This is a genomic window from Deltaproteobacteria bacterium (genome assembly GCA_035063765.1).
Lineage (GTDB): Bacteria > Myxococcota_A > UBA9160 > UBA9160 > PR03 > CAADGG01.
This window is the reverse complement of record JAPSFT010000023.1, coordinates 26294-47400: the sequence shown is the minus strand read 5'-3', so window position 1 is coordinate 47400 and position 21107 is coordinate 26294. Positions and strand designations below refer to the sequence as shown.

The window sequence follows — 21107 nt, the reverse complement described above, 5'->3', positions numbered from 1 at the left end:
GAACCATGCCCGACCGATCCGACGCGCTGGTCGTCTTCGGCGCCACCGGCGACCTCGCCTACAAGAAGATCTTTCCGTCGCTCTACGCCATGGCCCACGACCGCGGGACGCCGCCCCTGATCTGCGTCGGGCGCGAGCCGGTCGAGGTCTCCTGGCTCGTCGAGCGCGCCCGCCGGAGCATCGAGGCGCGCGGGGGGAAGCTCGACGAGCAGGTCTTTGCGAAGCTGGTCGGCGCGCTCCGCTACGTGGGTGGCGACTACACGACGGCGGCTTTCTACACGGAGCTATGTCGAGCGCTGGGAGATGCGAAGCGCCCCGTCTTCTACCTCGCAATCCCCCCGAGCGCCTTCCCGACCGTCGTGCGCGGGCTCGGCGCCGCCGGCTGCGTGGAGAACGCGCGGATCGTGGTCGAGAAGCCCTTCGGGCGCGACCTCGAGTCCGCCCGCGCGCTGAACCGCACGCTGCACGAGCGGTTCCCGGAGCCCGCGATCTTCCGGGTGGACCATTTCCTCGGCAAGGAGCCGGTGCTGAACCTGCTCTACTTCCGCTTCGCCAACTCGTTCCTGGAGCCGATCTGGAACCGCCAGCACGTCGAGCACGTGCAGATCACGATGGCGGAGAGCTTCGGCGTGCAGGGGCGCGGGCGCTTCTACGAGGAGGTGGGCGCGATCCGCGACGTCGTCCAGAACCACCTGCTCCAGGTGGTGGCGCTGCTCGCCATCGAGCCGCCCACCTCGGGGCGCGCCGACGCGATCCGCGACGAGAAGGTGAAGGTCTTCCGCTCGATGCGCTCGGCGGAGCCGGCGCGGCTCGTGCGCGGCCAGATGCGGGGCTACCGCGACGAGCAGGGCGTTGCGAAGGACTCGACGGTCGAGACCTACGCCGCGCTCGAGCTCCACATCGACTCCTGGCGCTGGGCCGGCGTGCCCTTCCTGATCCGGACCGGGAAGTCGCTGCCCGTGACCGCCACGGAGGTGCGCGTGTCGCTGCACCGGCCGCCGCAGCAGGTCTTCGGGGGCGTCGCGCTCGAGCAGGGCCGCGAGCCCAACTACCTGCGCTTCCGGCTCGGCGGCGAGGCCGAGATCGCGCTCGGCGCGCGCACCCTCGGGCCGGGTGAGGGGATGCGCGGCGAGTCGGTGGAGCTCTCGGTCTGCCCGAGCCGTGGCGTCACGGCCGCGGCCTACGAGCGGCTCCTCGACGACGCGATCGACGGCGATCCCACGCTCTTTGCGCGCGAGGACGAGGTGGAGGAGTGCTGGCGCATCGTCGACCCGCTGCTCCGCGAGCCGGGGCCGGTGCATCCCTACGAGCCCGGCTCGTGGGGCCCGCCGCAGGCCGACGCGCTCGCCGCGCCGGTGGGCGGCTGGGACGAGCCCGGGCCGCCGCGCGGCGAGGGCCCGTGAGCCTGCGCCTCGAGGTGCTCGACGACGAGGAGGCGGTGGCGCAGCGCGGCGCGGGCGAGATCGCCGGCGCGGCCCGCGACGCCTTCCGCGCGCGCGGCCGCTTCGGCCTTGCGGTGAGCGGGGGGCGTACGCCCTGGCGCATGCTGGCCTGGCTCGCCGAGACGCCCGAGGTGCCCTGGCGCGCGATGCACGTCTTCCAGGTCGACGAGCGCGTGGCGCCCGACGGCGACCCGGCCCGCAACTGGGCGCCGCTCGAGGACGCGCTGCTCTCCCATGCGCCGCTTCCGCCCGGCCATGCCCACCCGATGGCGGTCGGCGCCTGCCGCGACGACGGCGACCTCGCCGCCGCGGCCGCCGCCTATGCACGCACGCTCGAGGCCGTCTGCGGGCGGCCGCCGGTGCTCGACCTCGTCCACCTCGGGCTCGGCGCCGACGGCCACACCGCCTCGCTCGTGCCCGGCGACCCGGTGCTCGACGCCCGCGCTGCCGACGTCGCCTTCACCGCCGTGCCCTACCAGGGACACCGGCGCGTGACGCTCACCTTCCCGGCGCTGGCCCGCGCGCGCCGCATCCTGTGGGTCGTGACGGGCGCCGAGAAGCGCGACGCGCTCGCGCGCCTGCTCGCGGGCGATGCCTCGATCCCGGCTGGCCGGGTCCGCAGCGACGCTGCGCTGGTGCTCGCCGATCGCACCGCCGCCGCCCGATGACCCGCGTCCGCCCGACGAGCCTCGCTCGCCCGAGTCAGGCCTAGGCGCCGAGCCCCTCCGCCATGAGGTCGAGGCGGAGCTTGCGGAAGAGCATGCAGTAGTTGGGCGGCTCACGGTCGTAGAGCGGGGTCCAGAAGGCGGAGAGCCCCGGCAGCGCGCGGGCGGCGAGCGTGCGCAGCTCGGGCGGGTTCAGGAAGCGCACCGTGCCGCGCGAGAGCGCACGATCCGTGATCCAGCCGAGGCCGGCGCGCAGGCCGCCGGGCGCGAACTCCTTCACGATGAAGAGCGCCTCGGGCGCCGCGCGCTCCTGGACGCGCCGCAGGTAGCCTTCGCGCGCTTCCGGGGCCAGGTGGTGCAGGACGTCGGAGAGCAGCACCACGTCGGGCTGCGGCGCTCCGGGGACGGCGTCCTCGGCGAGCACGATCTCGGGATCGAGCGGGCGCAAGTACGGGTTGCGCGCGAGCACCAGGTCGAGGAGCGCCCCGCCGTCGGCCGTGAGCGCCAGGATCGACGTGCGATCGGGAAGCGAGGGCAGGCTCGCGGCGACGGCCTCCGCGTGCGCGAACACCGTCGCGTGCCAGACGTGGGCGGCACGCGCCAGGAAGCCCATCTGGGCCGCTGCGCGCACCGGGAGTGCGCATACCCCTCCGATTGCACCCGACACAGCAGCCACCCTACCTCCCCGTCGATGACCTCCCGGTGAACGGCTGTCGGGCTCGTGACGCACTGCAGCAGCAATGCGTCGGATCGCCAACTTCCCGCAGCCGCTCGGCCACGGGCGCCTCCCCCGGGGCCTGCCGACCACCCGCGCCGGCAGTGCCCCCCTTCGCACTCAGGCCGCGAGGCCGATCTCCCGGTACTTCGGCGCCGTGCGCTCCGTGATGAGCCCGAGCTTCTGGAGCTGCGGGATCACGTAGTCGCGGAACGGGCTCGGCTGGCGCGCGCGGAAGGCCGGGTCGGAGAACTTCTGGCGGAACTCGGCGATCGCGGTGTCGCGGTCGACGCCCACCTCGGCGAGCACGTTCAGCGCCGAGATCCCGCCGACGCCCTGGCGCCCGATCATCGCGGAGACCGCGCCGAAGGCGAAGTCCTCGAGCTCGTCGTGCTCCTTCTCGGGCATGCGCGGCAGCTCGTCCTTCAGGTAGATGATCCCGTAGGAGACGTGGCGGGCCTCGTCCTGTGCGGTCAGCTCGACCACGTTGCGCAGCAGCTCGTCCTTGCTGCCCTCCTTCATGAGCTTGAAGGCGCCCATCGCCAGGCTCTCGACGATGATTTGCATGCCGACGCACTTCTTCTGCCAGGTGTCGGCGGCGAGGATCGCGTTCAGCACGGCCTGGAGCTGCGGGTCGATCGGGTAGACGCGGTCGAGGCGGGTGATGTAGCGGTGGAAGACCTCGACGTGGCGCGCCTCGTCGACCACCTGGGTGGCGGCGTAGAGCTTGCCGTCGGTGTCGGGCACCACGTCCACGAGCTGGCCGCAGCAGAGCAGCGCCCCCTGCTCGCCGTGCAGGAACTGCGAGAGCCGCCACGCCGCGATCCGGATCGCGAGGTCCTTGCGCTTGCGCTCGGGCAGCGCCTGGTAGAAGTCGAACTGGGTCATCGGATTCTGGCGCGGATCGAGGATGTCGCCCTCGCGGTCGATCTCGAGGTTCCAGGGGATGTCGGTGGCGGCGTTCCACTGCTGCTTCTTCGCGACCTCGTAGAGCTCGCGCAGCGCCTTGATCTTGGGCTCGTAGTCGAAGCGCCAGAGGGTCGTCATCTGGCTCGTGAGCTGGTCGATGGACATCGTGTCTCCTTCACTCCTCGACGAGGATTCCCCCGGTCGGGCAGTACTCCGCGGCCTCGCGGCACGCGGCCTCTTCGTGGTCGTTCGCCGGCTGCCGCACCACGCGGGCGACCGAGCTGCCGGGCCCCGTCTCCATGTTGTCCGGGGCACGCTCGCGGCACAGCCCGCAGCCGATGCAGAGATCCTCGTCGATCTCGAAGTGGCCGTGCGCGGCGTGCCCGTGCGGATCTGCGTTCGCGGCGCTCCGGTCGTCCACGGGCTGCTGCGCCATCAGCCGGCCTCCTCCACGAAGACGTAGCGATCCACCATCTCGATCAGCTCGGCGAGCACCTGCTGCGGAGCGGGCTCCGTCATGCGGTGCACGAAGACCTCGCGCGCGGCCGCCTGGATCGAGCGGCGGATCAGGAACGCGGCCGCGAGCGGGTCGAGCCCCGCGCGGACGATCCCGCGGTGCTGGCCGAGCACGAGCAGGTCGCGCAGGCGCTCGATCCCGACCTGGTGGATGCGCTCGAGGCGCGTACGCACGTCGCCGTCGCGCTCGGCGAGCTCGAGCAGGACCAGGTAGAAGCCGCCCTCGCGGCGCAGGCGCTCGTAGTTCGTGCGCAGGAAGTCGGCGAAGCCGCTGCGCAGGTGCTCGCCGAAGAGGCTGCCGACGTCGTGGGCGTCGCGCGCGCGCGTGAGCTCGCGGTCGCCCCAGTCGTCGATCAGCGCGAGCAGCAGCGCGCGCTTGTCGGGGAAGTGGTGGTAGAGCGTGCCGACCCCGACGCCGGCGCGCTCGGCGACGTCGGCCATGCTCGTCGGCTCGTAGCCGCGCCGCGCGTAGAGGGCCTCGGCGGCGTCGAGCACCCGGCGGCGGGTGGCGAGGGCGCGCGCCTGCGGGCGCCTCCCGCGCCTGCCGATCCGCGCAATCTCCGCGCCTGCCGGCCGAGCCATGAGGATCCCGATCCTACTCCGATCGAAAACCGAATACAAGCTCGATTTTTATAGGTAACCGACTGTTTTCAAAAGCAATCTAGAATCTGTCCAGATGGATCAGGACCTCAGCGTACGACCGTGAGATCCGCGTAGCGCGGGAGCAGGCAGCGCTGGTCCTGCATCGCGTCGCGGCGGAAGGGCGCGCCGAGCTCCCGGTTGAGCACGACCTCGACGAGCGTCGTCGTGCCCTGCGCCTGCGCGGCGCAGGCGTCGGCCACGGCCCGGGTGAGCTCGGGGGCGCGCGTCGCGCGCACGCCGGCGAGCCCGAAGGCGCGCGCCACCTCGGCCCAGGAGAAGTCGTCGCCGAGCTCGGTGCCGACGAAGCGCTCGCCGAACCAGAGGATGTCGTTCTTCTTCTCGGCGCCCCACTGCCCGTTGCGGAACACCACGATCGTCGCGGGGATCCCCATGCGCCGGCAGGTCGGCAGCTCGTTCATGCCGATCCCGAAGGCGCCGTCGCCGGCGAGCGCCACGGCCGGACGGTCGGGCCGCGCCACCTTGGCGCCGAGGATCGCCGGGAAGGCGTAGCCGCAGTTGCCGAACATGCCGGGCGCCAGGAAGCTGCGCGGCTGCTCGAAGTGCAGGTAGCTGTTGGCCATCGCGCAGACGTTGCCGATGTCGGTCGACACCATGGCGTCGTGGGGGAGCCCGGCCTGGATCGCGCGCAGCGCCTGGCGCGGCGAGAGCACCTCCGGCGCCTCGGCGCGGGCGCGCGCGTTCCAGGTGCTCCCGGGGTCGTCCTCCTCGTGGTCCCAGGTGGCGAGCTTCTGGGCCCAGGCGGCCTTGCGCGCCTCGGCCTCCTTGCGCCGCGCCTCGCCGGCCTCCCCCGGCGCGTGGCCCGCCAGGGCCTCGAGCAGCTCCTCCGCCACCGCCCGCGCGTCGCCGCAGATCGCGACGTCGACCCGCTTGGCGAGGCCCAGCATGTCGGGATCGACGTCCACCTGGATGACGCGCGCCTTCCCGGTCCAGTACTCGATCCCGTGCTGGGGCAGGGTGCTGAAGGGATTGAGCCGCGTGCCGAGGGCGAGGACCACGTCGGCCTGCCACAGGAGGGCCATGGCCGCCTCGGAGCCCTGGTAGCCGAGGGGCCCCACCGCGAGCGCGTGGCTCGCCGGGAAGCTGTCGTTGTGGAGGTAGCTGTTCGCGACCGGCGCCGCGAGGCGCTCGGCGAGGCGCCGGCAGGCGTCGGCGGCGCCGCCGAGCACCACGCCCGCCCCCGCCACGATCACGGGGAAGCGCGCCGCGGCGAGCAGGCGCGCGGCTGCCGCCACGGCCTCGCGGTCGCCCGGCTGGCGGGCCGGCGCCGCGGGTTCGGGGATCTCGCAGTCGACGACCTGGCAGAAGAGGTCGCGCGGCAGGTTGAGCTGCACCGGCGCCGCGTGCCGGCGCGCGCGCGCGAAGCAGCGCGCGATCGCCTCCGCCATGCGCGAGGGCTGGGTCAGCGTCTCCTGGTGGCAGGTGATCGGCTCGAAGTAGGGAAGCTGCCGGGTCTCCTGGAAGCCGCCGAGGCCGATCGTGCCGGTGCCCGTCTCCGGTGTCACGACGACGAGCGGCGTGTGGTTCCAGTAGGCCGCCGCCACCGCGGTCACGAAGTTCGTGACGCCGGGCCCGTTCTGGGCGATGCACACCCCCACCTCACCCGACGCGCGCGCGTAGCCGTCGGCCATGTGGCCCGCGCCCTGCTCGTGCGCCACGTCGACGAAGCGGATCCCGGCGCGCGGGAAGAGATCGAGGCCCGGCATGAAGGCGGAGCCGACGATGCCGAAGACCACCCGCACGCCCTGCGCCCGCAGCGCCTCCGCGAACGCCTCCTGCGACGTCATCCGCATCGCCCGCCTCCTTCCGGCCGCGCCGGCCGGCCCGTGTCTCCGCCTCGCCCCTCGCGAACGCCCGAGCGTGCCGCCCGCGCCCGGGAAGCGCTACCCGCGGCGGCCGCCGGCGCTATCGTCGCCCGCGTCATGCGCGCGCGCCCGGCATCCACGGTTCCGCAAGCCTGCTCCGGCCGTGCCGTCCTGCTCGCCGCCGCCTGCGCCCTGCTCGGCGCCCTGCCCGCGCGGGCGGCGCTCGTGCCCGTCGCCCTCGAAGTCGAGGTGGTGGCCGTCGATCCGGGGGTCACCGGGATCACGGTCGGCGACCGCTACGCGCTCGCCTTCACGATCGACGACCAGGTGACGGACACCGACGACTCGCTGGGCGCCGGCCACTTCCCGGGCCTGGTGACGGCCTTCTCCGCCGTGGCGGACCCGGGCAACGCCGGGGCCTGGAGCCCGGACGCCGGCGTCTTCTCGATGGCGGGCTCGAACTTCGTGACCAACGCCTACGGCGAGAACCTCACGCTCCAGATCCGCGGCACGGGCTTCCCCGCGGCCGGCTTTCCCTTCTACGACTTCGACCTCAGATTCGCGTGGCTGCCCGGCATCAGCGACTCCGGGCTCGGGGATCCCTTCTCGACACAGCTCGGCGTTGCGCCCGGAACGCTCGACCTCGCCGGCGCACCCTTCTACGGCTCGGTCCGCTTCACGGACGGCTACGACTACTTCGTCGCGACGATCGCCGTGCCCGAGCCCGCCCGCGCCGCAGCGGGCTGCGCGCAGCTCCTGGCGCTGGTCCTCGTGGCGGCCGTGCGGCGCCGCGGCTGCGCGGGCCGGCGGGCGGCTGGCTAGCTAGCGGCGCTGCTCGCGGGCGACGGCCCGGCGCAGCGCGGCGACCTGGCCGGCGAACTCCACGACGAGCTCGCGGCGGCCGCGGTTGGCGTTGGTCACGATCGCGCCCGAGAGCGCCCGCGCGGGGTCGGCGAAGCCGAGCGCGCAGAAGGCGCCGGCGTGGCCGAAGACGCCGCGGGCGTCGAGCAGCCCGTACACGCTCGGCCCGAGCGTGCCGAAGAGGAGCCCGCGCCCGACCGCGAGCGGCGCGCGGTTGCTGCGGTCGAAGCCGGTGTGCTCGCACCGGGTCCAGCGCGCGAGCGTCCCGTCGTCGAGCAGGCCCGGGCGGGCGGCGAGCGACGACGGCAGCAGGAGGTCGTAGAAGCGCGCGAGCGCCGGCGCGCTCGCGACGAGGCCCGCGCCCGGCACGCTCGCGGCGTGCAGCAGCGGCGAGTCGTTCACCGCCTCGAAGTCGCGCGCCACGTCGCGGCCCGCGACCACGACCGGGCGGCGCCCGAGCCAGTAGCTGCGGGCGATGCGCGGGCGCACGGACTCGTCGGCGCCGAAGCCGAAGTCCCCGAGGCCGGCGGGCGCCGCGATCTCCTCGCCGACGAAGCGCTCGAAGCGGCGCCCGTCCACCTGCTCGACGATCTCGCCGAGGATCCAGCCGTACTCGAGCGGCGCGTAGGCGAGTCTCCCGCGCCGGTACGCGGGCCGCGCCGCGGCGAGCGCCGCGCGCACCCGCTCTCGGTCCGCCCAGGCGGCGGGCGTCGCGCACAGCTCCGGGAGCAGGATCCCCGAGCGGTGGGTCAGGACGTCGAGGATCGTGACCGCGTCCCAGGCGGGGCCCCCCAGGCGGGGCGCATGCTGCGTGACGAGGTCGCCCGCCGCGAGCCGGCCGCGCGACTCGAGCAGCGCCACCGCGAAGGCCACGACCGGCTTGCCCGCGGAGAAGCAGGGGAAGCGTGTCTCGGGGCCGACGTCGAAGGCGCCCTCCTCGGCCGCGCGCAGGCCGCGGGCGACGCCGCCCCAGGCGCGCGCGACCTCGACCCCGCGATGGCGCAGCGCGAGCTGGGCGCCGGGGAAGCGGCCGCTCGCGATCCGGCGCGCGAAGCGCTCGACGGCCGCCTCGAGGCGGCGCGCGTCGACGCCCGGCGACCGCGAGAGCACGCGCTCGACCCCGACCGGCATCCGCCCTCGCATCCTCGCTCGCCACGACCCGCGCCGGGAACGATCGCGCGCGGCGCCCCCCGCCGGCCGCGGGAGCATGCCAGGGGATCGCCCCCGTGTCGCCCGCGCGGGCCGCCCGATAGAATGCCCGCCGCGCAATCGAGGAGGGATCGCATGCCCGTCCGTTCCGGCCCCGCCGTCCTGCTGGCCGCCGGCGCCCTCTGCATCGGCGCGCTCCCGGCACAGGCTGCCTCCCGCGAGGAGATCCAGAAGCGCGCCCAGCAGCTCTTCGGCGCCCTGCCGGCCGAGGCCGCGAGCCCGGCGAACCCGGTCACGCCCGCGAAGATCGAGCTCGGGCGGCGGCTCTACTACGAGAAGCGCCTCTCGCTCGACCAAGAGCTCTCGTGCAACTCCTGCCACGGCCTCACGACCTTCGGCGTCGACAACGAGCCGACCTCGGAAGGGCACGAAGGCCAGCACGGCGCGCGCAACTCGCCGACCGTCTTCAACGCGGCCTTCCACTTCGCGCAGTTCTGGGACGGGCGCGCCAAGGACGTCGAGGAGCAGGCGAAGGGTCCCGTCCTCAACCCGGTCGAGATGGCGATGCCGAGCCCGGAGCACGTGGTGGCGGTGCTCGCCTCGATCCCCGGCTACCGCCCCCTCTTCGAGGCCGCCTTCCCCGGGGAGGCCGATCCCATCACCTTCGACAACTTCGCGAAGGCCGTGGGCGCCTTCGAGCGCCGGCTCGTGACGCCCTCGCGCTTCGACGACTTCCTCGCCGGGCAGCAGGACGCCCTGAGCGACGCCGAGCTCGCGGGGCTCGAGACCTTCATGGACACGGGCTGCCCCACCTGCCACGCCGGCGCCACGCTGGGCGCGCAGATGTTCCAGAAGCTCGGCCTCGTCCATCCCTACCCGACGAAGGACCTGGGGCGCTTCGACGTCTCGAAGCAGGACACCGACAAGTCCTTCTTCAAGGTGCCCTCGCTCCGCAACGTCGAGAAGGCCGGCCCCTGGTTCCACGACGGCAGCGTCACGAGCCTCGACGAGGCGATCCGGCTGATGGCCTGGCACCAGCTCGGCAAGGAGCTCGCCCCCGCCGAGGTTGCGTCGATCGCGACCTTCCTGCGCTCGCTCACGGGCCGCGTCGACCTGGCCTTCGTCGCCGAGCCCGAGCCGCTCCCGAGCGGGCCGACGACGCCGAAGCCCGGAGCGCCGTAGGGCGGCGCCATGGCAGGCCGACCCCCGGGCGCGCCGCGCGTGGAGGCTCGCGGCGGATGACGCTCTCCCCGCTCGCCGGCCGGCCCGCGCCGCGCGACCTGCTGGTCGACGTGGCCCGCCTCGAACGCGCCTACTACGAGCGCGTGCCGGAGCTCGAGGACCCGGGCCAGCGGGTCGCCTTCGGGACGAGCGGGCACCGCGGCTCGTCGCTGCGCGGGTCGTTCAACGAGGCGCACATCCTGGCCGTCACCCAGGCGATCTGCGAGTACCGGCGCGCGCAGGGGATCGACGGCCCGCTCTTCCTCGGCAAGGACACGCACGCGCTCTCGGTTCCGGCCGAGCGCACCGCCCTCGAGGTGCTGGCCGCGAACGGCGTCGAGGTGCGCCTCCAGGGCGGGCACGGGCTCACGCCGACCCCGGTGATCTCGCGCACGATCCTCGCCCACAATCGCGGGCGCACGAGCGGGCGCGCCGACGGCATCGTGGTGACGCCCTCGCACAACCCGCCCGAGGACGGCGGCTTCAAGTACAACCCGCCCCACGGCGGGCCGGCCGACACCGACGTGACGAAGCAGGTGGAGGCGCGGGCGAACGAGCTCCTGGCCGCGAGGAACGCCGGCGTCGCACGCGTGCCCCTCGAGCGCGCGCGGCGCGCGGCGACGACGCGCGAGGAGGACTTCGTCCGCCCCTACGTCGAGGACCTGCGCAACGTGGTCGACATGGACGCGATCCGCGCCGCCCGCCTCTCGCTCGGCGTGGACCCGCTCGGCGGCGCGTCGCAGCCCTACTGGGAGCCGATCAACGCCGTCTACGGGCTCGAGGTCGCGATCGCGAACCCCGCCCTCGACCCCACCTTCTCGTTCATGACCGTCGATCACGACGGGAAGATCCGCATGGACCCGTCGAGCCCCTACGCGATGGCGCGGCTGCTCGCGCTGAAGGACCGCTACCGCGTGGCCTTCGCGAACGACCCGGATGCGGACCGGCACGGGATCGTGACGGCGGGCGGGCTCATGAACCCGAACCACTACCTGGCCGTCGCGATCCGCTACCTGCTCGGCCAGCGGCCGGGCTGGCCGGCGGGCGCCGCGGTGGGCAAGACGCTCGTCTCGAGCGGGATGATCGACCGCGTCGTCGCGGGGCAGGGCCGCCGGCTCGCCGAGGTGCCGGTCGGCTTCAAGTGGTTCGTGGCGGGCCTCTTCGACGGCTCGATCTGCTTCGGCGGCGAGGAGAGCGCGGGCGCGAGCTTCCTGCGCCGCGACGGCACGGTCTGGACCACCGACAAGGACGGCCTGATCCTCGACCTGCTCGCGGCGGAGATCACCGCGCGCAGCGGGCGCGATCCCGGCGAGCACTACCGGGAGCTCACCGCCGAGTTCGGTACGCCCTGCTACACGCGGATCGATGCGCCGGCGACGCCCGCGCAGAAGGCACGGCTCGCGAAGCTCACGCCCGACGCGGTACAGGCGTCGGCGCTCGCCGGCGAGCCGATCGAGGCGCGCCTCACCCACGCGCCCGCCAACGGGGCGGCGATCGGGGGGCTCAAGGTCGTGGCGGCGAGCGGCTGGTTCGCGGCGCGCCCCTCCGGCACCGAGAGCATCTACAAGATCTACGCCGAGAGCTTCCGCGACGAGGCGCACCTCGCGGCGATCGTGCGCGAGGCGCAGCAGATCGTCGCCGACGCGCTCGCCGGCTGAGCGCGCGGCGCGGGGCATCGCCCCCCGTTCTGGGCTACCCGTCGATCCGGCCGGCGCGGCGACGCCCATCGCTTCGCGCGCCGGGAAGAGGGGGCTCAGGAGGGGATCCATGGCCAAGACCGCAGCGCAGCTCGTCCAGGAGGCCCGGAGCGGGATCGAGAATCTCACGCCGGATCAGGTGCAGGCCGAGCTGGCGGCGGGCAACGCCACCCTCGTGGACGTGCGGGACGCCCCGGAGCTCGCAAACGGCACGATCCCGGGCGCGATCCACGTCTCGCGGGGCATGCTCGAGTTCCAGGCCGACCCGAGCAGCCCCCTCCACAAGTCCGGGCTCGACCCGAACCGCCGGGTGATCCTGCACTGCGCATCGGGCGGCCGCTCGGCGCTCGCGGCCCGGACCCTGCGCGAGCTCGGGTACACGGACGTGGCCCACCTCGACGGCGGCTTCAAGGCCTGGCAGGCGGCGGGCAAGCCGGTCAGCCGTTCGTAGCGGTCTCTCGCCCCCCCCGAGGAAGCCGAACCAGGCCGGCCGCCTGCAGCAGGTCCGGCTCGCCCGCCGGGTCCGGCTCGGGACGGGCGCCCTGCTTTTTTTCTTCCTCTCGCGAGGGGCTTTCGGTTCTAATGGGCGCCGCCGAGCACCTGACCGAAGGGAGGAGAGGCCGATGACGAGCAGGATCCGGATCCAGGCGACGAGCACCCCGAACCCCGCGAGCCGGCGAGCCGCTCGCGCCACGGGCTGGGCCCTGGCGGCGGCCCTCCTCCTCACGACGCTTCCGGGCGACGCCCGGGCCTGGTGCTTCTGGAACTGCAGCTACGCGAAGACGAAGTACCCGATCGTCCTCGCGCACGGCTTCCTCGGTGCCGACTCCTATCTCGGCATCCTCGACTACTGGTACGGGATCGAGAGCTACATCGAGGACAAGGGCGGCACGGTCTACGTGACCGAGGTGAGCCCGGCCAACTCGTCGGCGGCGCGCGGCGAGCACCTGATCGCCCAGCTCGACCAGATCCGCGCGATCCGCGGCGCCCCGACCCTCAAGTTCAACCTGATCGGCCACAGCCAGGGGGGCCTCGACGTGCGCTACGTCGCGGGCGTGCGGCCCGATCTCGTGGCCTCGCTCACGACGGTGGGCTCGCCGCACACCGGCATCGACCTCGTCGACCAGTTCGGCGGTGGGCTCGCGGGCATGCAGGGGCTGATCGCCTTCCTCGGCGACGCCGTCGAGCTGCTCTGGGGGCTGCTCGGCAACGACAACCCGACCGACATGCTCGCCGCGCTCGAGACCTTCTCGCCCGCCGCGATGGCGGCCTTCAACACGCACCCGGTCTTCGGCCAGGGCATGCCGGCGATCCCCTGCGGCGAGGGCGCGGCGGTGAGCAGCACCCCGGCCGGCCCGCGGCGCAACTACTCGTGGACGGGGGACACGCCCTACACCAATGCGCTCGACATCCTCGATCCGCTCTTCCTGATCTCCTCGCTGCTCTACGACGAGGCGAACGACGGCCTCGTGCCGGTCTGCGCCGCGCACTTCGGGGACGTGCTGCGCGACGACTACCGGATGAACCACCTCGACGAGGTGAACCAGCTCCTCGGCCTGACGGCGCTCTTCGAGACCGATCCGCGCGACGTCTTCCGCACCCATGCGAACCGGCTGAAGAACGCGGGGCTGTAGCGGCCTCCTTGGGAAGCAGCGCCGGTCGCGGGCGCGCGGCCGCCGGCGCGGGGCTGCTCGCGCTGGCGGCCGCGCTGCTCTTCGTCCTCGCGCGGGGCGGCGGCGAGCCTTCGCGGCCGGCTGCGAGCGCGCGGGACGGGCGTGCCGGGGCGCCGGCGGGTGCTCCCGCGCCCGAGCCCGGCGGCACGCCCGCGGGCGAGAGCGAGGTGGAGCGGCTCGCGCGCGGGCCGCTGCCGCGCTCGCTGCGCGGCACCGAGGTCGGCGGCGGCCTGACGCTCGGGGAGGACGGCCACTTCGTCCCGACCCCCGACGCCATCGCGCTCTTCGACTACTTCCTCGCCGCGAGCGGCGAGGAGCCCGAGGCGGTGCTCCGCCAGCGGATCGTCGACCGGATCCGCGCGGCCCTGCCCGCCGCGGCGGCAGCCGAGGCGGAGGCGCTGCTCGACACCTACCTGCGCTTTCGCGCGGCGCTGCGGGAGCTCGCCGAGGCGGGCGACGCGCCCGCCGACCTCGAGCGGCGGCTCCAGTGGATCCGCGAGCTGCGCCGCGAGCACTTCGGCGCCGCCGCGGAAGCGCTCTTCGGGGAGGAGGAGGAAACCGTTCGCATCGACCTCGAGCGCCGGCGCGTCGCCGCCGACCCGGCGCTCGACGAGGCCGGGAAGCGCGCGCGCCTCGAGGCGCTCGACGAGCGCCTGCCCGGGAGCGTGCGGGCGGCGCGGGAGCGGGCGCGCGCGCCGAGCGCGACCCAGCAGGAGGTCGAGGCGCTACGCGAGGCGGGTGCCTCCGAGCAGGAGGTCTTCGCGCTCCGCGAGGAGCGCTTCGGCCGCGAGGCCGCCGAGCGGCTCGCGGCGCTCGACGTCGAGCAGCAGCGCTGGCAGGACCGGCTCGCCGCCTACCGGGCCGAACGCGACGCGCTCGTGACCGAGCTCGAGGCCAGCGGCGCGGGCTCGGCCGCGCGCGATGACGCGATCGAGGCGCTCCGGCAGCGGCGCTTCTCGGAGGCGGAGCTCCTGCGCGTCCGCGCGCTCGACGGAGCGGGGCCGTAGCGCGCGCCGCGGACGACGATTCCCGGCCACTCTCTCAGCGCGGCGGGAAGCCCGCGAGCACCTGTGCGACGGCCTCGCGCAGGCGCCGGTTGCGGGCGGCGAGGCTCGCCTCGGCGTCGACCGCGCCGCTCACGGTCCCGCGCCAGAGGAGCGTCCGCGAGACGGGGTCGATCACGTCCACCACCAGCACACCGCGCTGCCCGAGCACGGCATGGGTGCCGCGCAGCGACGGCCGCATCCACTCGGGCGTCATCGAGTAGAAGTGCGCGGCCTCGGCGGCGACCACGTCCTCGACGACGGCGAGCGGATGGACCCAGAAGGTCGGCGCGACGGGGTCGTGCGGATAGCCGCGCGCCGCGAGGCCTTCGGCGACGGCGCTTCGCACCCGCTCGTCGAGGGCGGGCTGTGCCGACGCCGGCAGGTCGCCGCTGCCGGAGGGCGCGGGCAGCCAGTCCCAGGTACGCAGCGTCTCGAAGCGGGTGCCGTGGTTCCAGTCCGACTCGACGTGCAGCGTCGAGCAGCCTCCGCTGGCGAGCAGCCCGAGGAGCACGGCGAGCCCGCGTACCCGGCAGCGTCCCACGGACGCGGCGGTGCGGCTCAAGCGGCGTCCTCGCCGCGCTTCGCTTCCGCACGCCAGTGCGCCCAGCTCCAGGCGAGGAAGCGATCGACGGCGCGCACCACGTGCGCGGTGCGCTGCGAGTGGAAGATCTCGAAGGCGTGCTGCGCGTGGGGCAGCTCCGCGTAGCAGACCGGCTGCCGGGAGACCGCGCGCAGGCGCGCGGCGAAGTGGCGCGCCTGCTCGACCGGGACGAGCGAGTCGAGGGCCCCGTGCAGCACGAAGAAGGGCGGCGCATCCGGGTGCACGCGCGCCAGCGGCGAGGCACGCCGGTACGCGTCCGGGTCGTCGGCGAAGCGCTTCTTCAGCACCACCTTCTCGAAGAAGCGCTTGCGCGTGTCGCGCGGGTCGATGCCGAGCTCGTCGCACCAGTCGTAGACGCCGTAGAAGGGGACGCATGCCCGCACGGTCGTGTCCACGGACTCGAAGCCGGGCTGGTACTCGGGGTCGTTGGCCGTGAGCGCGAGCAGCGCCGCGAGATGGCCGCCCGCCGAGCCGCCCGTGACCGCGACGAAGCGCGGGTCGCCGCCGTGCTCGTCCGCGTGCTCGAGGACCCAGGCCAGCGCGAGCTTCGCGTCGATGAGGTGATCCGGGAAGGTCGCCTTCGGCGAGAGCCGGTAGTTCGCCGCGACGCACACCCAGCCCTTCGCCGCGAGGTGGTTCATGAGCGGCAGCGCCTGCTGCTCCTTGGTGCCGATGGTCCAGCCCCCGCCATGGATCTGGAGCAGCACGGGCGCGCCGGTGGCGCCTTCGCGCGGGCGGTAGACGTCGAGCCGGTGGCGGCGGCCGAAGCCCGGCGCGTAGACGAGATCGCGCTCCACGTGCACGTCCGGGTGGTGGAAGCGGAACGGGTTCAGGAGCGGCAGGTGCTCGCGCGCGGCGTCGCGCAGGCCGATCCCGAGCGTGTCGGCGCGGTAGCTCAGGCCGAGGCCTTCGGCGAGCGCCCCCTCGAGCAGATGCTCCGAGCGGCGCGCCACCGGCACCATCGCGAGCAGCGCCGCCCACGACACGAGCGTGACGCCGAGCCCGACCCAGCCCGGCCAGGCGTCGAGCGCGCCCATCCAGACGAAGAACACGGTGGCGCCGAGCTGCCACGCGAAGTGGTGCGCCACGAGCTCGCTCGTGAGCCAGCCCGCGAAGAAGCTCGGGATCGAGAGCCAGCTCCCCCCCGCCGGCCGCGGCAGGTACGCGTTGAAGGTGAAGAGCGCCCCGACGAGCGTCACCCCCAGGAAGAGCCACGGCCACGGCATGGCGCGCAGGATACCCCTGGCTGCGCGGGAGCCAACCGCCCTCGCCGCTGCCGCCTCGGCGGAGCGCGAGGACGTGACACCCGTTCGCTCGAGCCTGCTAGCGTCTGCTTGCGTGGGGGCCTTGGATGCGCTTCTGGTGGGTCAACCAGAACCAGACCTATCGCCACGAGGTCGCGGGGGGCTACCTCTGGTCCCCAAAGCGCAAACGCGGCGGCCAGCTCAACCCGTTCTACGAGTTCATGCGTGAGGTCGCACCCGGCGACCTCGTGTTCTCGTTCGCCGACACGAGGATCCGCGCGGTCGGCGTCGCCCAGTCGTATGCATTCGAGGCTCCCCAGCCCGTCGAGTTCGGTCGCGCGGGCCGGAACTGGGATCGGATCGGCTGGCGGGTCGAGGTCACGTTCCAGGAGATCGCGACTTCGTTCCGGCCCGTCGAGTGGATGGAGCTCCTGCGCCCCTTGCTTCCCGCGAAGTACTCGCCCCTGCTCCCGGACGGCCGCGGGAGCCAGTCCATCTACCTGACCGAGCTCCGGCCCCCGCTGGCGTTACAGCTGGCGGACCTCCTCGGATCGGAGATCAGCATGCTCGCGCGCGGGGAGGTGGCGAGGGAGGCACCTTTGATGGCGCCCGATCGCGAGCAGGTGATTTGGGAAGAGTACCTGCGCCAGCGGATCGAGCGCGATGATTCGCTGAGGGAGACCGACAAGGAGGCCCTGGTGATCGCACGCCGGGGCCAGGGGCTCTTCCGAGAGCGCGTGCAGGCGATCGAGAGCCGTTGCCGCGTGACGCAGGTCGATCGGCCCGAGCATCTCCGGGCCAGTCACTGCAAGCCCTGGCGCGACTCGAGCAACGCCGAACGGCTGGACGGGGAGAACGGCCTTCTCCTCACCCCCTCGATCGACCATCTCTTCGATCGCGGGTTCCTCTCGTTCCGCGACGATGGCCGGCTCCTCCTCTCGCCGGTGGCGCACAGGCCATCGCTCGCTCGCATGGGCGTCCCCGTGGACCGGGAGCTCGAGTCGGGCCCCTTCTCCAGCGGGCAGTGCCGATTCCTCGAGTTCCATCGCGACCAGGTGTTCCTCGAGGTCGCGCGGGCGCATCGTGAGTGGCGGGACCCGCGCGAACCGGATCGCTCCTGACCCGCGCTCGTTCGCCTCGCCGGACGTGGCAGGTATGATCGGTCCCGGGAGGATCCGATGAGCATCCCCGTCGAGCTCGAGAAGCTGCAGGAGGAGGTGGATCGCTACGGCGCGACGGCGTACCTGCTCACGACCGGTGACGACGGCCGGCCGCGCAGCGCGGTGGTGTCGGTGCGCTGGGAGGGTGGGGCGCTCGCCGCCGGGGTCGGCCGGCGCACGGCGGCCAACGTGGCGGCGCGCCGGCTCGTGAGCCTGCTCTGGCCGCCGCCCGAGCGCGGGGGCTACAGCCTGATCGTGGACGGGGACGGCGCGGTGGAAGGCGAGGGGGAGGGGGCGTGCGTGCGGGTGCGGCCCACGCACGGCGTCCTGCACCGCCCGGCGGCCTCCCCGGATCCGGCCGCGGAGGGCTGCAGCGCCGACTGCAAGCCCGTTCTCCGCTGAGGCGGCTTCCGGAGCGGCCGCGCCCGGGCGCGCTCCCGGCACGCTCGCGGCCTCGTGTATCGTCCCCGGGGCCGTGCTCCCGTCCGCGCCCGACGACCCCGCGCTCCTCGATCCGGATGCGTTCCTGGCCGCCTGGCCGGCGCTCCTCGCGAAGCTCCCGCCGGGAGTCGTTCGCCGACATGCCCTCGTGTCGATCCCGGTGGACCGCCCGCCCTGGACCGACACGGGCCTCGAGCTGGCCGCCGGCGAGCAGGTCACGATCTTCGGCGCGGGCCGCGCCTTCCTGGCGCGCGCGCTCGACCTCTGGATGGGCCCCCAGTTCCAGCTCTGGGCGCGCGTCGGCGAGGCGGGGCCGATCTTCAACGGCGCGCGCGACCATCAAGGCTTCGTGGCGGAGCGGTCCGGGCGCCTCTACCTGGGCTCGTACTTCCCGGGTCAGTGGGGCGACCCGAGCGGGCGCGTGTCGACGGACCTGCGCGCGTACGAGGCGATCGAGGGCGGCCTCGCAGCGGCCGTGCTGGTGTGGGGCGACGCCGGGGCGGAGGCCGGCCTCGACGCCGTGATCCGGGCCGGCGACGCCTTCGGGCTCGCCGCGGCCGAGCGCGCGCGCCTCGTGGCGCCCGTCGAGCCGCCGGAGGGCTGGCGCTACCTCTGGCTGCTCGGGCGCTCGGAGATCTTCCGGAGCGACACCTGCGACGGGCGGCCGGCGATCGCGTGCCAGGTCGGGCGCAACGTCGGCATCCTCCAGCGCGAGGTCTCGCTCGCCTTCGAGCCCGGGACGCGGCTGCGCTGGGCGTGGCGGGTCGACGAGCTCCCCTCGGCGGTTGCCGAGGACACGCTGCTCACCCACGACTACCTGAGCGTGGCCGTCGAGTTCAGCGACGGGCGCGACATCACCTACACCTGGAGCCGGCAGCTCCCGGAGGGTCACTCGTACTGGTGTCCGCTCCCGACCTGGGCCGATCGCGAGCACCACGTGGTGGTGCGCTCGGGCACCGAGGGGCTCGGGCGCTGGCACCAGGAGGAGCGCGATCTCCATGCCGACCACCTGGCGCGCATGGGCCCGCCGCCCGCGCGCATCGTGCGCGTGTGGCTGATCGCGGTGGGCCTCTTCCAGCGCCTCGAGGGGCGCTGCTGGTACGCGGACCTCGAGCTGGTGCAGGGGGAGCAGGGGATCCGGCTGGCATGACGGGATCGCCGGCGACCCGGCGGGTCCACGACGACCGCGACCCAGGGGAGCCTGCTCGAAGCTTCGATCGTTCGGTCTAAGCTCTACCTGCGCAGTGCGGCCGCGCGAGGCGTTCCGGGCGCCGCGTCTCGCCGCTCCGGCGCCCTCCCCCTGGACGCAGGTCGAAGGAGACGTCGCGATCCGGTTCCCGTCACCGTCCTCCCCGTGCTCCCGAGCCGAGCGGGGCTCGCGATGCGCATGAGCGGGCCGGTGTGGGTCCGGATCCTCGCGGAGGCACGGCTCCTGGCGGCCGGCCTCGCGCTCGTCACCGGAGTCGCGGTGCCGGCCGCTGCGCAGGAGCCGTCCGTTCGCGACGTGCTCGAGCAGGCGGCGGGCGGCGGGGATGCGCGAGCGCCGGCCGGTTCCGCGGGAGCGCCCGGCCCGGAGGGCCCGGGGGCGAAGGCCGAGCAGGGCGCGGGCGAGGCGGAGATCCCCGGCGCCACGCCCCGGAGCGCCGTGGTTTCGTTCATGAGGGCCGCGCGAAGCGGGGACTACGCAACGGCGGCCGGCTTCCTCGACACGCGCAACCTCGGGAAGGCGGCACGCCGCGCCACCCCGGCGCGGCTCGCGGAGCAGCTCTTCACGGTGCTCTCGACGAGCTGGTGGATCGACCCCGACGCGCTCTCCGGCGACCCCGAGGGCCGCCCGGAGGAGGGCCTCCCGGCGAACCGCGAGGAGGTGCAGCGCATCGAGACCGCCGGCGGCGAGGTGCCGGTCCTGCTCCAGCGCGGCCGCACGGCGGATGGCGAGCGGATCTGGCGCTTCGCAGCGCCGACGGTCTCGCGCATTCCGGCCCTCTACGAGGAGTTCGGCTACGGGCCGCTCGGCGACGTGTTGCCGCGATTCGTGTTCGAGTGGCGGATCGCGGGCGCACCCCTGTGGCAGTGGATCGGCCTGCCCGCGCTGCTGGTGCTCGCCGGCTTCAGCGGCTGGGGGATCGGGGCCGCTCTCCACCTGGGGCTGCGGCGGCTGCTGCGCGCGCGCTCCCCGAGGGCGCTCGAGGTGATCGAGTCGTTCGTCCGTGGGCCGCTGCGGCTTGCGGTGTCGGCCGGCGTGCTCAGCGCCGGACTCGTGCTGCTCCACCTCGGCATCGTGATGCGGACGATCGCGCATGCGGTCGTCCGGACACTGCTGATCGTGGCCTTCGTCTGGGCGTTCCTTCGCATCGTGGACGTGGGCACCCGGCTCGTCCGGCGCCGGCTCGTCGAACGAAACCAGTTGCAGGTGGTCCCGCTGCTTCCGGCGGCGCGCAAGCTGACGAAGGCGCTGATCCTGCTGCTCGCGGTGCTGGTGGCACTCGCCAATCTCGGTTTCGACGTGACGGCGCTCCTCGCCGGCCTCGGGATCGGCGGCATCGCCGTCGCGCTCGCGGCGCAGAAGACCGTCGAGAACCTCTTCGGCGGGATCACGCTCTTCGCCGACCGCCCGATCCGCGTGGGTGACTACTGCCGCTTCGGCGACAAGGCCGGCACCGTCGAGGAGATCGGGCTGCGCTCGACGCAGATCCGGACCCTCGACCGCACGCTCGTGATCGTGCCGAACGCGGAGTTCGCGAACCTCCAGCTCGAGAACTTCTCGGCGCGCGACCGGATCTGGTACCACCCGACGATCGGCCTGCGCTACGAGACGACCCCGGAGCAGATGCGCTACGTGCTCGTGGAGGTGCGCCGCATGCTCTACGCGCACCCGAAGGTGGATCCAGACCCGGCGCGGATCCGCTTCACGGCCTTCGGCCCCTACTCCCTCGATCTCGAGATCTTCGCCTACGTCACGACGCGGGACTTCGGCGAGTACCTGGAGATCGCCGAGGACCTGAACCTGCGCATCATGGACATCGTCGCGCGCGCCGGAACGGGCTTCGCCTTTCCTTCCCAGACCCTGTACCTCGGGCGCGACGAGCGTCCGCCCGCGGCGACCCGCGAGGAGGCCGAGGCCCTCGTCGCGAAGTGGCGCGAGCGGCAGGAGCTCTATCTCCCGAGGTTCCCGCGCGAGGAGGTGCAGAAGCTCGAGGGAACGCTCGACTATCCGAACGAGGGGGCTCCGGTGGTGGACGCGCTCGGGAACGTGGTGCGGAAGGGATAGCGCGCGATGCGCCCGCGGGTCGGCGCGCGGC

20 protein-coding genes are annotated in these 21107 nt (G+C 73.8%); 12 read left to right on the top strand and 8 right to left on the bottom strand.

The window, feature by feature from the left end; translation table 11 throughout:
• Positions 1-5 precede the first annotated feature (5 nt).
• On the top strand, positions 6-1403 hold the full coding sequence (zwf, locus tag OZ948_16095) for a glucose-6-phosphate dehydrogenase (protein MEB2346247.1): 1398 nt from the start codon (positions 6-8) through the stop codon (positions 1401-1403).
• Positions 1400-2110 (top strand): 6-phosphogluconolactonase, encoded by a 711-nt coding sequence (gene pgl, locus OZ948_16090; GenBank protein MEB2346246.1) that lies wholly within the window; start codon positions 1400-1402, stop codon positions 2108-2110. Before zwf ends, pgl begins: the two co-directional genes overlap by 4 nt.
• A gap of 40 nt (positions 2111-2150) precedes the next feature.
• On the opposite strand, the gene OZ948_16085 is transcribed toward pgl, so the two are convergent.
• The 5 genes from OZ948_16085 to xsc form a co-directional block, all read right to left on the bottom strand.
• On the bottom strand, positions 2151-2738 hold the full coding sequence (locus OZ948_16085; GenBank protein MEB2346245.1) for a hypothetical protein: 588 nt from the start codon (positions 2736-2738) through the stop codon (positions 2151-2153).
• A 204-nt stretch (positions 2739-2942) separates the two neighbouring features.
• Entirely contained in the window at positions 2943-3896 is a 954-nt protein-coding gene (locus OZ948_16080) for a ferritin-like domain-containing protein (protein ID MEB2346244.1), read from the bottom strand.
• Between the two features lie 10 nt (positions 3897-3906).
• A complete protein-coding gene (locus OZ948_16075) occupies positions 3907-4167 on the bottom strand; it encodes a ferredoxin (GenBank protein ID MEB2346243.1) in 261 nt (86 codons plus the stop codon).
• Complete coding sequence (locus tag OZ948_16070) at positions 4167-4829, bottom strand: helix-turn-helix domain containing protein (protein MEB2346242.1); 663 nt, start codon at positions 4827-4829, stop codon at positions 4167-4169. Before OZ948_16070 ends, OZ948_16075 begins: the two co-directional genes overlap by 1 nt.
• Positions 4830-4936: 107 nt before the next feature.
• Positions 4937-6700, bottom strand: a complete 1764-nt coding sequence (gene xsc, locus OZ948_16065) for a sulfoacetaldehyde acetyltransferase (GenBank protein MEB2346241.1) — start codon at positions 6698-6700, stop codon at positions 4937-4939.
• Positions 6701-6829: 129 nt separating this feature from the next.
• On the opposite strand from xsc, the gene OZ948_16060 reads away from it, so the two are divergent.
• A complete protein-coding gene (locus OZ948_16060; protein MEB2346240.1) occupies positions 6830-7534 on the top strand; it encodes a hypothetical protein in 705 nt (234 codons plus the stop codon).
• On the opposite strand, the gene OZ948_16055 is transcribed toward OZ948_16060, so the two are convergent.
• On the bottom strand, positions 7535-8704 hold the full coding sequence (locus OZ948_16055; protein ID MEB2346239.1) for a serine hydrolase: 1170 nt from the start codon (positions 8702-8704) through the stop codon (positions 7535-7537).
• Positions 8705-8857: 153 nt separating this feature from the next.
• Here OZ948_16055 and OZ948_16050 point away from each other — a divergent pair, with 153 nt between their 5' ends.
• The 5 genes from OZ948_16050 (at position 8858) to OZ948_16030 (ending at position 14320) form a co-directional block, all read left to right on the top strand.
• Complete coding sequence (locus OZ948_16050; protein MEB2346238.1) at positions 8858-9904, top strand: cytochrome-c peroxidase; 1047 nt, start codon at positions 8858-8860, stop codon at positions 9902-9904.
• A gap of 56 nt (positions 9905-9960) precedes the next feature.
• Positions 9961-11601, top strand: coding sequence for a phosphoglucomutase (alpha-D-glucose-1,6-bisphosphate-dependent) (gene pgm / locus OZ948_16045; protein ID MEB2346237.1), 1641 nt, complete (start codon positions 9961-9963; stop codon positions 11599-11601).
• Between the two features lie 109 nt (positions 11602-11710).
• The gene (locus tag OZ948_16040) at positions 11711-12091 is read left to right on the top strand and encodes a rhodanese-like domain-containing protein (GenBank protein MEB2346236.1); all 381 of its coding nucleotides are present in this window, start codon (positions 11711-11713) and stop codon (positions 12089-12091) included.
• Positions 12092-12263: 172 nt separating this feature from the next.
• Complete coding sequence (locus OZ948_16035) at positions 12264-13274, top strand: triacylglycerol lipase (protein MEB2346235.1); 1011 nt, start codon at positions 12264-12266, stop codon at positions 13272-13274.
• A gap of 8 nt (positions 13275-13282) precedes the next feature.
• Positions 13283-14320, top strand: a complete 1038-nt coding sequence (locus OZ948_16030) for a lipase secretion chaperone (protein MEB2346234.1) — start codon at positions 13283-13285, stop codon at positions 14318-14320.
• A 34-nt stretch (positions 14321-14354) separates the two neighbouring features.
• Here the strand turns inward: OZ948_16030 and OZ948_16025 are convergent, their stop codons facing one another.
• A complete protein-coding gene (locus OZ948_16025) occupies positions 14355-14921 on the bottom strand; it encodes a DUF4136 domain-containing protein (protein ID MEB2346233.1) in 567 nt (188 codons plus the stop codon).
• Entirely contained in the window at positions 14918-16186 is a 1269-nt protein-coding gene (locus tag OZ948_16020; GenBank protein ID MEB2346232.1) for an alpha/beta hydrolase, read from the bottom strand. Before OZ948_16020 ends, OZ948_16025 begins: the two co-directional genes overlap by 4 nt.
• A 125-nt stretch (positions 16187-16311) precedes the next feature.
• Here OZ948_16020 and OZ948_16015 point away from each other — a divergent pair, with 125 nt between their 5' ends.
• From OZ948_16015 to OZ948_16000, 4 genes are all read left to right on the top strand, one after another.
• Positions 16312-17325 carry an HNH endonuclease gene (locus OZ948_16015; protein MEB2346231.1) on the top strand — a complete coding sequence of 338 codons (1014 nt, stop codon included), beginning with the start codon at positions 16312-16314 and terminating at the stop codon, positions 17323-17325.
• Positions 17326-17382: 57 nt separating this feature from the next.
• On the top strand, positions 17383-17766 hold the full coding sequence (locus tag OZ948_16010) for a hypothetical protein (GenBank protein ID MEB2346230.1): 384 nt from the start codon (positions 17383-17385) through the stop codon (positions 17764-17766).
• Between the two features lie 73 nt (positions 17767-17839).
• The gene (locus OZ948_16005; GenBank protein MEB2346229.1) at positions 17840-18955 is read left to right on the top strand and encodes a DUF3047 domain-containing protein; all 1116 of its coding nucleotides are present in this window, start codon (positions 17840-17842) and stop codon (positions 18953-18955) included.
• Between the two features lie 237 nt (positions 18956-19192).
• Positions 19193-21076, top strand: a complete 1884-nt coding sequence (locus OZ948_16000) for a mechanosensitive ion channel (GenBank protein ID MEB2346228.1) — start codon at positions 19193-19195, stop codon at positions 21074-21076.
• Positions 21077-21107: the final 31 nt, after the last annotated feature.

Excerpts from the sequence above, each read along its gene's own strand:
- zwf (MEB2346247.1), top strand. The coding sequence starts at position 6 with ATGCCCGACCGATCCGACGCGCTGGTCGTCTTCGGCGCCACCGGCGAC.
- OZ948_16080 (MEB2346244.1), bottom strand. The coding sequence starts at position 3,896 with ATGTCCATCGACCAGCTCACGAGCCAGATGACGACCCTCTGGCGCTTC.
- OZ948_16075 (MEB2346243.1), bottom strand. The coding sequence starts at position 4,167 with ATGGCGCAGCAGCCCGTGGACGACCGGAGCGCCGCGAACGCAGATCCG.
- OZ948_16070 (MEB2346242.1), bottom strand. The coding sequence starts at position 4,829 with ATGGCTCGGCCGGCAGGCGCGGAGATTGCGCGGATCGGCAGGCGCGGG.
- xsc (MEB2346241.1), bottom strand. The coding sequence starts at position 6,700 with ATGCGGATGACGTCGCAGGAGGCGTTCGCGGAGGCGCTGCGGGCGCAG.
- OZ948_16060 (MEB2346240.1), top strand. The coding sequence starts at position 6,830 with ATGCGCGCGCGCCCGGCATCCACGGTTCCGCAAGCCTGCTCCGGCCGT.
- OZ948_16055 (MEB2346239.1), bottom strand. The coding sequence starts at position 8,704 with ATGCCGGTCGGGGTCGAGCGCGTGCTCTCGCGGTCGCCGGGCGTCGAC.
- OZ948_16050 (MEB2346238.1), top strand. The coding sequence starts at position 8,858 with ATGCCCGTCCGTTCCGGCCCCGCCGTCCTGCTGGCCGCCGGCGCCCTC.
- pgm (MEB2346237.1), top strand. The coding sequence starts at position 9,961 with ATGACGCTCTCCCCGCTCGCCGGCCGGCCCGCGCCGCGCGACCTGCTG.
- OZ948_16040 (MEB2346236.1), top strand. The coding sequence starts at position 11,711 with ATGGCCAAGACCGCAGCGCAGCTCGTCCAGGAGGCCCGGAGCGGGATC.
- OZ948_16035 (MEB2346235.1), top strand. The coding sequence starts at position 12,264 with ATGACGAGCAGGATCCGGATCCAGGCGACGAGCACCCCGAACCCCGCG.
- OZ948_16020 (MEB2346232.1), bottom strand. The coding sequence starts at position 16,186 with ATGCCGTGGCCGTGGCTCTTCCTGGGGGTGACGCTCGTCGGGGCGCTC.
- OZ948_16015 (MEB2346231.1), top strand. The coding sequence starts at position 16,312 with ATGCGCTTCTGGTGGGTCAACCAGAACCAGACCTATCGCCACGAGGTC.
- OZ948_16010 (MEB2346230.1), top strand. The coding sequence starts at position 17,383 with ATGAGCATCCCCGTCGAGCTCGAGAAGCTGCAGGAGGAGGTGGATCGC.
- OZ948_16000 (MEB2346228.1), top strand. The coding sequence starts at position 19,193 with ATGAGCGGGCCGGTGTGGGTCCGGATCCTCGCGGAGGCACGGCTCCTG.